General features: G+C 68.2%; 11 protein-coding genes. 5 read left to right on the top strand and 6 right to left on the bottom strand.

All coding sequences use genetic code 11. The features are described from left to right. The first annotated feature begins 209 nt into the window (after positions 1–209). Both AB0M15_RS36895 and AB0M15_RS36890 read left to right on the top strand, forming a co-directional pair. Positions 210–764, top strand: coding sequence for a MarR family transcriptional regulator (locus AB0M15_RS36895; protein WP_343966704.1), 555 nt, complete (start codon positions 210–212; stop codon positions 762–764). A 79-nt stretch (positions 765–843) separates the two neighbouring features. Then, positions 844–2,412, top strand: a complete 1,569-nt coding sequence (locus AB0M15_RS36890; protein ID WP_363829905.1) for a molybdopterin-dependent oxidoreductase — start codon at positions 844–846, stop codon at positions 2,410–2,412. Here AB0M15_RS36890 and AB0M15_RS36885 read toward each other — a convergent pair. Next, positions 2,399–3,007, bottom strand: a complete 609-nt coding sequence (locus AB0M15_RS36885; RefSeq protein WP_363829902.1) for a TetR/AcrR family transcriptional regulator — start codon at positions 3,005–3,007, stop codon at positions 2,399–2,401. The two genes, AB0M15_RS36890 and AB0M15_RS36885, sit on opposite strands and share 14 nt — an antisense overlap. 58 nt (positions 3,008–3,065) lie before the next feature. On the opposite strand from AB0M15_RS36885, the gene AB0M15_RS36880 reads away from it, so the two are divergent. Then, complete coding sequence (locus AB0M15_RS36880) at positions 3,066–3,815, top strand: hypothetical protein (protein ID WP_363829899.1); 750 nt, start codon at positions 3,066–3,068, stop codon at positions 3,813–3,815. Continuing rightward, the gene (locus tag AB0M15_RS36875; protein ID WP_363829897.1) at positions 3,812–5,875 is read left to right on the top strand and encodes a YhgE/Pip domain-containing protein; all 2,064 of its coding nucleotides are present in this window, start codon (positions 3,812–3,814) and stop codon (positions 5,873–5,875) included. Before AB0M15_RS36880 ends, AB0M15_RS36875 begins: the two co-directional genes overlap by 4 nt. On the opposite strand, the gene AB0M15_RS36870 is transcribed toward AB0M15_RS36875, so the two are convergent. The 3 genes from AB0M15_RS36870 to AB0M15_RS36860 all read right to left on the bottom strand — a co-directional run bounded on the left by AB0M15_RS36870 (position 5,864) and on the right by AB0M15_RS36860 (position 8,415). Next, entirely contained in the window at positions 5,864–6,148 is a 285-nt protein-coding gene (locus AB0M15_RS36870; RefSeq protein WP_363829894.1) for a hypothetical protein, read from the bottom strand. The two genes, AB0M15_RS36875 and AB0M15_RS36870, sit on opposite strands and share 12 nt — an antisense overlap. A 14-nt stretch (positions 6,149–6,162) precedes the next feature. Next, a complete protein-coding gene (locus AB0M15_RS36865) occupies positions 6,163–7,428 on the bottom strand; it encodes a hypothetical protein (RefSeq protein WP_363829891.1) in 1,266 nt (421 codons plus the stop codon). A gap of 99 nt (positions 7,429–7,527) precedes the next feature. Continuing rightward, positions 7,528–8,415, bottom strand: coding sequence for a BadF/BadG/BcrA/BcrD ATPase family protein (locus AB0M15_RS36860; protein WP_363829888.1), 888 nt, complete (start codon positions 8,413–8,415; stop codon positions 7,528–7,530). A 124-nt stretch (positions 8,416–8,539) separates the two neighbouring features. Here AB0M15_RS36860 and AB0M15_RS36855 point away from each other — a divergent pair, with 124 nt between their 5' ends. Next, a complete protein-coding gene (locus tag AB0M15_RS36855; protein WP_363829885.1) occupies positions 8,540–9,370 on the top strand; it encodes an LLM class flavin-dependent oxidoreductase in 831 nt (276 codons plus the stop codon). Between the two features lie 3 nt (positions 9,371–9,373). Here the strand turns inward: AB0M15_RS36855 and AB0M15_RS36850 are convergent, their stop codons facing one another. Beyond that, entirely contained in the window at positions 9,374–10,798 is a 1,425-nt protein-coding gene (locus tag AB0M15_RS36850; protein WP_363829880.1) for a gamma-aminobutyraldehyde dehydrogenase, read from the bottom strand. 63 nt (positions 10,799–10,861) lie between these two features. Further along, complete coding sequence (locus tag AB0M15_RS36845) at positions 10,862–12,559, bottom strand: amidohydrolase family protein (protein WP_363829876.1); 1,698 nt, start codon at positions 12,557–12,559, stop codon at positions 10,862–10,864. Between the last annotated feature and the right edge of the window lie 5 nt (positions 12,560–12,564).

Genomic DNA, 12,564 nt, shown 5'->3' with positions numbered 1-12,564 from the left:
CTGCCTCAAACGCGCCCTCTGCCGCGAGCTCCTCCCCCTCATCACCCAAGCCCTCACCCCAGACTTGACCCCCAACCGTCTATAGGAGCATCAGGCAGCACCTGATCGGGCCTCAGTCACGCTCAATCAGCCATCAATCGCATCTCGACCTGTAGCCGATAGGTCACCCCGTGTAGCGAAGTCACCGCGTCAGCTAATAGAGTCCGCGCATGACCATCGCGCCTTCGCTTTGCTCGCCCCTAGCGCTCGCCGATGCAGAACCCACTCACGCCGCCGAACCTTGGGAAAGCGACGTGATCACCGCGTACGGCCTGCTGCGAGAAGCAGCAGCCGAACTCGATCACCTGATGCGCCATTCCCTGAAGCGCAGTGGTCTGCAAATGGCAATGTTCGAACTGTTGCTGCGGCTTGCCCGCAGCCACGGGGAGAAGCAGCGTCTCACCTCACTCGCCCGGGAGCTGACCGTCACCACCGGCGGCATCACCCGGCTGGTCGACCGCGCCGAGAACCTCGGTCTGGTGCGCCGGGAGCCCTGTCCCGATGACGCCCGCGGCTCGTACGCGGTCCTCACGGAGGAGGGAAAGCGGCGGCTTCGCGACGCGCTGCCGGACCACCTCCTGGAGATCGACAGCCTGTGGATGTCCCAGCTGGCGGACGAGCAGGAACTCGTCCTCGGCAAGCTCCGTCGCGTTCGCGACAATGCCCGTCGCTGGCCCAACGGCCGGCCCAACCTCGGTTCGCTGTCCGCGGCCGACCGGATCTGATCCACCCTTCGCATTACCCGCTACTAACGGATGCGGCGTCTGGCTGGTGTCGGACGCCGCTCCGAGCGATGGTTGAGCTGTGAACCATCCTCTGGTCCGGTCTCCCCTGAGCGACCCCGGTAGCAACGTCCCAGCGCGACCCGGCCGGAATGGACTCTTCGTCAGAGCGGCTGCCGGTGGCGTGCTCGCCGCCGTCGCAGGTCTCGCCGCAGGTTCGGTAGCGGCCGCAGTACTCGGAACCCGCCAGACGCCCGTCGTGGCGATCGGCTCGGCGTTCATCGACCGCGTCCCGCCGTGGCTGAAAGACCTCGCGATCTCGCTCTTCGGGACGCACGACAAGCTGGCACTCAAGACCGGCATCCTCGTCGTCCTGCTCGCCCTCGCCGCTCTCGGCGGCATCCTGTCCGTACTCCGGTACTGGGCCGGCGCGGCCGTCGTCATCGTGCTCGCAGGCGTCGCCGTGATCGCCGCATCGACAAGGCCCGACGCCGGACAGACCGGCTTCGCCCCGTCCTTCGTCGCCGGAATCACCGCCCTGCTCACCCTGCGGCTCTTCGCCACCAGGCTCTCCGGGCTGGTCAGGTATCCCGAGGACGGCGTCAGTCGCCGCGGCTTCCTCCAGCTCTCGGCCGGCGTGACGCTGGGCACCATCGCGGTCGGCGCTCTCGGCCGGGTCATCGGTGGGCACCGGGCAGCGGTCGCGGAGGCACGCGACGCACTCAAGCTGCCCTTGCCGCCGAGCCTCGACCCGCCGGCCGGAGTACAGGCTGCCGGGGCTGATCCGTGGGCGACGCCCAACGAGGACTTCTACCGGATCGACACGGCGCTGTCCGTTCCGCTGATCATGCCGGCCGATTGGAAGCTGCGCATCCACGGCATGGTCGATCGCGAGATCAACCTGAACTTCAGCGATCTGCTGCAGCGCAAGGTTGTGCACAAGTGGGTCACGCTGACCTGTGTGAGCAACGAGGTCGGCGGCGACCTGATCGGCAACGCGCTCTGGTCCGGCGTCCTGCTCAAGGACCTGCTGGCAGAGGCCGGGGTGTCGGCCAACGCCGATGCGATCAAGTCGACGTCGAAGGACGGTTTCACCGCCGGTACGCCGCTGAGCACACTGACCGATGATCGGGAGTCGATGTTGGCGTTCGCGATGAACGGGCAGCCGTTGCCGGTGGAACACGGGTTCCCGGTGCGCATCGTCGTACCGGGTCTGTATGGGTACGTCTCGGCGACGAAGTGGCTGGCCGAGATCGAGGTGACTCGTTTCGACCAGTTCGAGGCGTACTGGACTCCGCGCGGCTGGTCGGAGAAGGGGCCGATCAAGTTGTCGTCGCGGATCGACGTACCGCGATCGAAGGCGTCGACTGGTCAGGTGACCGTGGCCGGCGTCGCATGGGACCAGCATGTCGGGGTCTCGAAGGTCGAGGTCCGCGTCGACGGTGGGCAGTGGCAAGAGGCCGAGTTGGCTGCCGACGCGTCGATCGACACCTGGCGGCAGTGGCACTGGACCTGGGATGCGCCGCGTGGCAACCACGTGCTGCAGGTCCGAGCGTTCGACGCCAAGGGCAACCCTCAGATCGAGGCGCAGGCTCCGCCCGCGCCGGACGGCTCAACCGGCCTGCACAGCGTCGACATCAAGGTCGGCTAGAAACTGCATCCAGTACCAGCGGCAGGAACGTGTGTTCCAGCGAGCCGGCCGGGACCAGGTCGGGCTCTAGCAGGCTCTGGGCGCGGGCGCCTTCGTGGACCGCGATCACCAGCCGTACGAACTGCTGGGGCGGGACGCTCATCCGCAAGCCGCTCGCCTTGGTGATCTCCTCCACCAGCCTGGTCAGCTGATCGCGGAACATCGCGCGCTGCAGATTGAGCGCCGTCGCCGCCTCGGGATGCCGCAGGGCGTGCAGGGTGAACTCCGTCGAGATCAGGTGCCACTGCCGCTGGTCGGGCGCGGCCTCGTCCAGCAGGCCCAGTACTGCGTCGAGCAGCGTTCCTGGCTGATTCGCAAGGTCGGGCAGCAGCGCGGCGATCTGCTCGAGCAGGCGATCCGTGGTCGCCTGGAACAAGGCGAGCACGAGCTCGTCCTTGGAGGCGAAGTTCGAGTAGAACGCGCCGCGGGTGAAGCCGGCCCGCTCGCAGATGTCCTCGACCGAGGCGCCGTGGAAGCCGCGCTCGGCGAACACTTCGAGGGCTCCTTCGAGCAGCCGGGCCCGGGTGGCGGAGCGACGTCGCTTGGGCGTTTCCATGGCAGTAGGATACAGTTCTGTATTGAATACACAACCGTATTGAACGGGGTAGTTCACGATGGAGCTCAAGGCTCACGCGATCAGCGTGCAGGGTCCGCACGCGCCGATGCTGCATGCGACGTCGATCAGCGTCAGTGACCATCAGCTGGTCCTGCTGACGGGCTATCCCGGGCCTGGGCATGTGGCGCTGGCCCTGGGGCTCTCCGGGCGGCTGAAGCCGAACGGTGGCGACGTACAACTGGATGGCGATACCTCTGGGCGCGTACTACGCCAGCGGGTTGCCGTGGTCGATACGCCGGGGATCACCGAGCCTGACGATGCGCTGCCGGTGCGGACGGTCGTGGGCGAGGAGCTGGCGATCGCTGGGCACAAGGCCGGCCGCAAGGCGGTTGACGCCTGGCTGGCTGAGCATGACTGGGCCGAGTTCGCGGAGCGGCGGTTCGAGCATCTGCCGGTTGGGGTGCGGACCGAGATGCTTGCCGAGCTGACGGTGGCGCGGCCTGAGGTGAAGTTCGTGATCCTGACGATGCCGGATCGGCTCGGCGGGGATCCGCACGAGTGGTACGCGGTGGGTCGTGAGCTGGCGTCGCGCGGGTATGGCGTGGTGATCACCTGTGCTGATGCGTCGGCGCGGTTGCTGGGCGTGGAGGCGGCGCAGCTGGGGTCGGTGAGTCAGCCCGATCCGGTGCAGGTGGAGGCGGTCGCGCCGGTCGATCCCGTAGTACCGATCGAGGACGAAGAACCAGCAGCCGAAGAAGCAGAGACAGAAGAAGAGCCCGTGGTTGACGGGAAGAAGGACGAAGCATGACCTCGATCCGGATGGCGATGAGCGAGCTGCGGCGGTTGACCGCGGGGCGGTTGCCCAAGCTGGCCGTGATCGCGATGATCCTCGTCCCGACGCTGTACGGCGGCCTCTACCTGTACGCGAACCACGACCCGTACGGCCGGCTCGACAAGGTCCCGACCGCGGTCGTCGTCGAAGACGCCGGTACTACGTTGTCCACCGGCGAGAAGCTCTCCGTCGGACCGCAGGTCGCGGACGAACTCGTGAAGTCCAAGAGCTTCGACTGGCACCGGGTCGATCGGGCCGAGGCGCTGGCGGGTGTGGAGAACGGGAAGTACGAGTTCGCCCTGGTACTGCCGAAGTCCTTCTCGTCGGACCTCGCGTCGAGCGCGGAATTCGAACCCAGGCAGGCGAATCTCGAGCTGCTGACCAACGACGCCAACAACTACCTCGCCCACACGATCGCCAATCAGGTTGTCGCGCAGGTGACCAAGTCCGTTGCAGCGCAGGTGAGTGAGACTGCGGCGAGCAAGTTGCTGGCCGGGTTCAGCACGATCCACGGGCAGATCACCAAGGCTGCGGACGGTGCTGGGCAGTTGCAGACCGGTCTCACGTCGGCCGCGACTGGTGTCGGCAAGCTGCAGTCCGGCGCTGGCCAGCTGAATACCGCGCAGCAGCAGCTGTCCGCCGGAGCCAGCAAGCTGAGCACCGGGCTCACGACGGCCTCGAAGGGCGCGGGCGATCTCGCCAACGGCGCCGGTCAATTGAGCTCCGGGCTGACGACGCTGAAGAACAAGACGGCCAGCCTGCCGGCCGATACTCGGAAGCTCGCGAACGGCGCCGATCAAGTTGCTGATGGCAACGAGAAGATCGCCGGCGTCGGGCAAGAGGTGGCGACGGCATCGAGCACGCTGGTGTCGGATCTGTCGTCGCTCGACAAGGGGCTTGCCGCCCGGCTGAAGGAGCGGGGCTTCACCCAGGCGCAGATCAACCAGGTACTGACCGAGACGGCCAAGCTGCGCAGTCCGGTAGTCGCGGCGAACACCAAGATCCAGTCGACCTCGAAGCAGCTCAACCAGCTCGCGTCGGGTGCGCGGCAGGTGGCGACCGGCGCGCAGACGCTCGCCGACGCGACTCCGGCGCTGACCGCCGGCATCTCGAGCGCCGCCAGTGGCGCTGGGCAGCTCAACTCGGGCGCTGGTCAGTTGAAGACTGGGGTCGACGCGCTGCAGTCCGGCGCTGCCCAGCTCGCGACGGGTGAGCAGCAGGCGGTCACCGGACAAGGTCAGCTGCTCACCGGCGTCAACAGCCTCGCGACGGGTGTCGGCAAGCTCAAGACCGGCGCTGGCGACCTGAACACAGCGCTGACCAACGGCGCGAAGTCGATCCCGGATCCGTCGCCCGAAGCTCGCAAGGCGGTTGCTGAAACCCTCGGCGCTCCGGTCGGCCTGAAGAACGACTCGCAGGCGACCGCGGACAGCTACGGCGCCGGGCTCGCTCCGTTCTTCCTCAGTCTGTCCTGCTGGATCGGCGCGTACGTCCTCTTCCTGCTGGTACGTCCGCTGTCGCCGCGAGCGCTGGCCGGTCTGCAGGCGCCGATCCGGGTGGCGCTCGGCGGTTGGTTGCCTCCGGCAATCTTCGGCGCGATCCAGGCGGCGCTGGTCTTCACGGCGGTCATCTTCGGCCTAGGCATCGACACCGCGCATCCGTTGTTGACGGTCCTCTACCTGATGCTGACCTCGATCACCTTCGTGGCGATCCTGCACGCTCTCTCGTCCTGGTTCGGAGCCGTGGGCAAGTTCCTGGGCCTGGTCCTGATGGTGATCCAGCTCGTCTCCGCCGGCGGTACCTTCCCCTGGCAGACGATCCCCGCCCCGCTGTACTTCTTCCACCACGTACTCCCGATGAGCTACGCGATCGACGGCGTCCGTCACCTCATGTACGACGGCCCCGGCAACAGCCTCGGCAAGGACCTCCTGGTCCTGGTCGCCTGGCTCCTGGCCGGCCTGGGCGCCTCCGCCCTGGCCGCCCGCAAACAACGAGTCTGGCCCGCCAAGAAACTCCAGCCCGAGCTAGCCCTCTAACACCCGCCGGACCCCGTCGAGATTCACCTCGACGGGGTCCATCGCGTCCACCACCAGGTCAACCGCTGATTGCCCGAGCATGAGTTGCCGCCTGACGAGCGTCCCGAGCAGGTCGTAGTACAGGCCCAGAAACCCCGCCCGATCCAGCCCCTGCAACACCCCGTGCGGCTTCAACGCCCCCATCAACCAGTCCCCAGCAAAACACGGCGCCCCCACGTCCCCAGCCACCCGATCAGCCAACGTCGACTTCCCCGCCCCGGGAAGGCCGGTCACCACGATGAGGGTGGTCACGCGTGGTCGGAGAGGAGGTTGGTGGCTGAGGTTAGGAGGGTTTGGGTGGTGGGTTGGTCGAAGTAGGTGATTAGGGCTTCGTAGGTGCCTTGGTGGGCGGCGTCTGGGTCTACTACGTAGCCGTAGTAGCCGTCGGTGTAGCCGATTACGCGGGTGATGGGGTGGGGGCTGTCGGCTTGGAGGAAGCAGCCGTGGCTGGCGAAGAGTTCTACCGGGAGGTGGACCCAGGCGACGTCGCCGAGCATGACGACGCTGATGGGGAGGTCGAGGGTGGGTGGGAGGTTGGCGGCGGCCATCAGTGACTGACCTCGGGCGCCGTCGAGGCGGGTTTGGGCTATTCGTTGGGTGGGGTCGTCGTGGCCGGTGTGGAGGCCGGCTTCGGCGGTGGCGACTACTGCTTCCAGGTCGGTTGGGGTGGGCAGGTCGCGGACCTTGAGGCTGACTGTGGTGCGGCGAATGGTGGGAGCCTCGGAGGGGAGGTCGAGGCCGGGGGCGGCGATGGCTTCGGCTACCTGGGTGGCCAGGAGGCCGCCTAGGCGGGCTACCTCGGGAGCGCCTCGGCCTTGCCGGGTGAAGCGCGGACTGACGTCGCCGGCGGCTCCTTGGAGAAGACCCACAACAGGTGCTTCGGTCAGTCGGGCCAGGGCTGTGCGGGTGGCGCCGGGCCAGTCTGCTGAGTAGAGGTTGTTTTCGGGGCCGTAGGTGGTGGGGTGGCAGGCGAAGTCGAGGAGGACGGCGGTGAGTGAGCCGTCGGCGACGGAATGCAACGTTAGAATGCCGGCCGTGTTGTCGTGCGGGCCGTTGCGTCGGTGCCGGTTCGTGCCGACGCCGGTGACCTCGGTCGAGCGCCAGGACGCGCGTACCGGCTGCCGTTCCAGGACAGCCGATGCGACGGCGATCGACAGCGCTTCGTACAGGGCGGGCTCGCGGCGTACGGGGATGATCGGGTGGATCTGGCCGGTCCAGCCGGCGGGGCCGGAGTGGGTGTGGGAGGCGCAGACGAGGACGCATTCGGGTGGGATGCCGGCGGCGGCTCCGGCCGCGGCGGAGAGTTCGGCTACCAGTTCGGTACCGACGGCGATCGCGTCCAGGCTCAGCCAGAGCACTCCGGGCGAGTCCGCCGTACTGAGCCAGATCATCGTCGCGCGGAGCGGGTCCGCAGTACCGGTGGCGTTGCCCTCACGGGCCGCGTATCCGTCGAGGCGATGACCCGGCGGTGGGGTCACGTCCAGCGACACCGCTGCCAGCAGCAGCTCACTCATTATCCATGCTCCAGCCGTCAACCCCGTGCTGATCTGCTTGTGCAGACCAAGTAGACAGGCAGCACATCCGGAGACTCCACCGAGGGTGCTTCGGCGGCATCAGGCGCGGTGGATGACGAGGAGGTCTGCGTAGGGGCCGGGCGGTTGGGTGGCGAGGCGTTCGGCGCCGTCGAGGGAGCTGCCGGCCGGTTCGGTGGGGTGGGCGCGGTTCGGGAGGAGTGCACGAAGGGGGTCAGCGAGCTGGTCGCCTGCTCCGGTGAAGAGGCCGCCGACGCAGGCGACGGGGACGGGCTCGTTGCCGGACAGGTGGGCGACGGCGGTGGCGATGGTTTCGGCGATGTCGGTGGCTGCGCGGGTGACGATGTTCTGGGCGATGGGGTCTTGCTCGACGGCACACCGCAGTACTTCCGGAGCGAACCGTGCGACGTCGTCCACCAAAGTCGGCGACGGGTAGAGCGCGATGGGGTCGAGCGATGTCTCAGCCAGCGTGGTCGCAGGCCCACGCCCGTCTCTTGCTCGCTGTACTGCGACCAGCCCGGCTCGCCCGATCGCGAAGGCGCTCCCCGCGTCGCCGAACAGATATCCATGCCCATCCACCTTGTACCAAACGCCATCCCGGTCCACCGCCAAGCAGACCAACCCGGTCCCAGCCGCGACCACCACCCCGTACCCACCAGGCAGAGCCCCCGCATGAGCAGTCACCATGTCCTGCGTCAGCCGCACCTCCTTTGCCTGCAACACGTCCGCGATGCCAGCCGCCAGCTGTCGCGCAACCGCCGGATCCCGCGGAAACCCCGTCAGCCCAAGCGCAACAACCTCAACCGGCTCGACGACCTCCGCTTTGGTGGCGGTTTGGTGGATGGCGGTGAGGGTGGCTTGGAGGGAGTGGGGGGTGTGGGTGTGGCCGGGGCCTTCGGCGGTTGTGCCGGTGGGGAGGACGCGGAGGCGGAGGGCTGATTGGCCGCCGTCGAAAGCCAGGTGGGTCATGAGTGGTCAGTAGACCACTGGGGCGGGCCTCCCGGGCAGCGTTCGGTGCTCGTGGGCAGCGTTTCGGGGTTGCGGGCCGGTGGCGTGCGAGGGTGGGGGAACAAGGACTTCGGGAGGGGACGAGATGCGTTTCGGGCTCAAGGTGAATCCGGGTGGGTGGGACGACGCGGCGCGCTGGGCGGGGATCGCCGAGTCGATCGGGTTCGACGGGCTGTGGACCGGTGACAACCTGCGCAACCCGCGCGACGCTGCGGTCCCGGTGCATGACGGCCCGACCGTCGTCGCCGGCTGGGCCGCGACGACGAGCCGGATCCGAGTCGGGCTGCTGATCGCGAACATGGTGTTCCGCCAGCCGACCGTGCTCGCCAAGACGGCCACCACCCTCGACCACATATCCGGTGGACGGTTCGATCTCGGCATCGGCTCCGGCGTCTGGCCGACCGACCACGGGATGGCCGGTACGCCGGTCTGGACCGCCCGCGAGCGAACCGACCGGCTGGCCGAGTTCGTCGCGGTGGTGGACCGGCTCCTGTCGGGTGACGTGAGCGACCACGACGGCCCGTACTACCCGTACACGCTGGCCGCGATGACGCCGGCGACCATCCAGGAGCGACTGCCCTTGATCGTGGCGGCGAACGCTCCGCGCGCACTCGCGGTCGTCGCGGCCCATGCCGACGGCTGGGTGACCTTCCCCGGCGCCGCGACCGAGGAAGAGTTCTATGCCAAGTCGATCGACCGCACGAAGACACTCGACGAAGGCCTCGCCGGCCGGCAGATCCGCCGCATCCTGCTGGCGTACGGACAGATCGACCCCTGGGCCTCCGAGGACGGCTTCGCCCGCCTGGTCGACCGCTACGAATCCATCGGCTTCAACGAACTCGTCGTCTACGCTCCCAAGGAGCACGAGCAGGCGGTCTTCGACAAGGTGACCGCCAAGCTCGACTCCTACCGGTGAGGTTCAGACCTCGATGTTCGACATCACGTGCTTGATGCGGGTGTAGTCCTCCAGGCCGTACATGGAGAGGTCTTTGCCGTGGCCGGAGTTCTTGAAGCCGCCGTGGGGCATTTCGGCGACGATCGGGATGTGGGTGTTGATCCAGACGCAGCCGAAGTCGAGGCGGCGGGCCATTCGCATGGCGCGGCCGTGGTCGCGGGTGAAGACCGAGGAGGCGAGGCCGTAGTCGACGCCGTTGGCCCAGCGGAGGGCTTCCGCCTCGTCGGAGAAGCGCTGGACGGTAATGACCGGGCCGAAGATCTCCTGCTGGATGGCCTCGTCGTCCTGCTTCAGACCTGACACGACTGTCGGCTCGTAGAAGTAGCCGCGGTCGCCGACCGCGTTGCCACCGGTCTGCAAGGCGGCGTGGTCGGGGAGGCGGTCGATGAAACCGCTGACCCGGCTGAGCTGGTCGGCGTTGTTCAGCGCGCCGTACGCGACGTCGTCTTCCGGGCGCCCGGTCTTGGTCGCCCGCGCCTGCTCGGTGAGGGCCGCGACGAAGTCGTCGTGGATGCGCGGTCCGGCGAGGACCCGGGTCGCGGCGGTGCAGTCCTGGCCGGCGTTGAAGTAGCCCGCGACGGCGATCGCTTCAGCGGCTGCTTCGAGGTCGGCGTCGTCGAAGACGACCACCGGCGCCTTGCCGCCGAGCTCCAGGTGGGTGCGCTTGAGCTGCCGGGCCGCGGCCGACGCGACCTCCATCCCCGCTCGCACCGAGCCGGTGATCGCGACCAGCTGCGGGACCTCGTGATCCACCAGCGCACGCCCGGTGTCGCGATCACCGCAGACGACGTTGAACACACCCGGCGGCAGGAACTCGTTGCACAGCTCGGCCAGCAAGACCGTCGACGCCGGCGTCGTGTCGCTCGGCTTCAGGACGATCGTGTTGCCCGCCGCCAGCGCCGGCGCGATCTTCCAGATCGCCATCATCAGCGGGTAGTTCCACGGCGTCACCTGACCGACGACACCGATCGGCTCCCGCCGGATCCACGACGTATGCCCGGCCATGTACTCACCGGCCGACCGACCCTCCAGCACCCGCGCCGCCCCGGCGAAGAACCGCAGCTGATCCACACACGGCGGCAACTCCTCCGAAGCCGTCAACGCGAGCGGCTTGCCGGTGTTCTGACTCTCGACCCGGGTGAACTCATCCGCGCGCGTCTCCAGCGCATCCGCGATCTTCAGCAGCATCCGCTGGCGCTCGGCCGGCGTCGTGTCCCGCCAGGTCTCGAACGCGCGGTCCGCCGCCCGCATCGCGGCGTCGACATCCTCCGCCCCGGACTTCGGCGCCTGCGCGTAGACCTCACCCGTCGTCGGGTCGATCACGTCGTACGTCGCGCCGCCGAGCGCACCGGCCGGCTTGCCATCCACAAGATTCGAGAGCGTCTGCATGCCCGGGAGCCTAGCTGGACTCACAACGAATTCGGTAGGCCTGATGGACACCTCACAACGGATTCACTCGCCATACACGCGATCACCTTCGACATAGGTCGCCACAACCCGCGCCTCACCGATCTCCTCGATCGGCTGCGCGAACGGGTCGCGATCGAGCACCGCGAGGTCGGCGAGCATCCCGGGAGCGATCCGCCCGGTCTCGTCGGCATGGTTCACCCACGCACTCCCCGACGTGTACGCCGCGAGCGCAGTCGCCAGGTCCAGCGCCTGCTCCGGAAGGAACGGCTCGTACTCCGAATCGCGATGCCGCCGATTCACCGCAACCTGTACTGCGGCCAGCGGGTCCGGACTCGAAACGGGCCAATCGGAACCGGCCACCAGCCGTGCCCCCGAACCCGCGAGGTCACCGAACGGGTACTGCCACCGCGTCCGCTCCGGACCGAGGAACGGAATGGTCAACTCGTCCATCTGTGGCTCGTGCGCGGCCCAGAGCGCCTGCATGTTCGCCGCCACGCCCAACTTGGCGAACCGGGCGATGTCATCGGGATGGATGACCTGCAGGTGAGCGATGTGGTGGCGCAAATCGTTGTTGCCGTTCGACGCGAGGGCTGCCTCGAAGCCGTCCAGTGCTTCGCGGACTGCGCGGTCGCCGATCGCGTGGACGTGGACCTGGAAGCCGGCGGAGTCGAGGGCGCTGATGTGGTCGCGCAGGGCGATCGGGTCGACGAAGGAGAGGCCGGCGTTGGCTGTTCGGCAGCCGCAGCCGTCGTAGTACGGGTCGAGCATTCCAGCGGTGAAGTTCTCGGCCACGCCGTCCTGCATGATCTTGACGCTGCCCGCGCGGAGTCGCGGGAACTGGAGGGCTTCGCGGCGGTCGATCAGGGATGGGAGTTGCTCGGCGCCGAGGTCGCGGCGCCACCAGAGGGCTCCGTTCACTCGTGCGGTGAGGCGGCCGTCGCGGGCGAGTTCGACGTACGCGGGGGTCGAGTCGTCGAGGTTGGCGTAGTCGCCGAAGATGGCGTCCTGCCAGCCGGTGATGCCGAAGGAGTGGAGATACGCCTGAGCTCCGAGGAGGGCGGCGACCTGCTCGTCGTGGGTTGTCGGCGGGACGTGGTGGCCGACCAGGTCCATGGCGCCTTCGTGCAGGGTGCCGGTGGGGTTGCCGTCGGGGTCGCGCTCGATCCGGCCGTCGGCGGGGTCCGGCGTACGGGCGTCGATGCCGGCCAGTTCAAGCGCGCGGGAGTTGACCCAGGCGCCGTGGTGGTCGGCGTTGGCGAGAAAGACCGGGCGGTCACCGACGATCGCGTCGAGATCAGCCGCGAGCGGGGCGCCACCCGGATAGTCGGGTTGATGCCACCCGCCACCAAGAATCCACCCCACCTCCGGATGCGCGGCGGCGTAGGCCGAGATCGCGGCGAGGGTCGACTCGCGTCCGGACAAAGGCGAGAGATCACAGCGGGCTCGCTCGAGACCGCCTTGCACAGGATGGACATGGGCATCCACGAAGCCAGGCAGCAGCAGCCCACCGGCAAGATCGATCACTTCGGTCTGCGCTGCGCGCAGACCGAAGTGATCGAGGAGCGAGGAGAGGCGGTCCGCCCGGGGGCGGGGGCTGGGGGCGGAGTTGGCTCCGCGGGTGGGGCTGGGGGCCGGGCCGGGGCCGGCTTTGATGATCCGGCCGGAGCGGACCACCACCGACCAGCCCGGGTGGTGGGTGTGGCCGTCGAAGAGGGAGCCGTTGGTGAAGAGGGTGTCCACGGAGC

It is taken from the genome of Kribbella sp. NPDC051718 (genome assembly GCF_040681515.1).
In the GTDB taxonomy this organism is placed as follows: domain Bacteria; phylum Actinomycetota; class Actinomycetes; order Propionibacteriales; family Kribbellaceae; genus Kribbella.
Note: the sequence above shows the minus strand (reverse complement) of the source record. Positions and strands in the feature narration are given on the sequence as shown.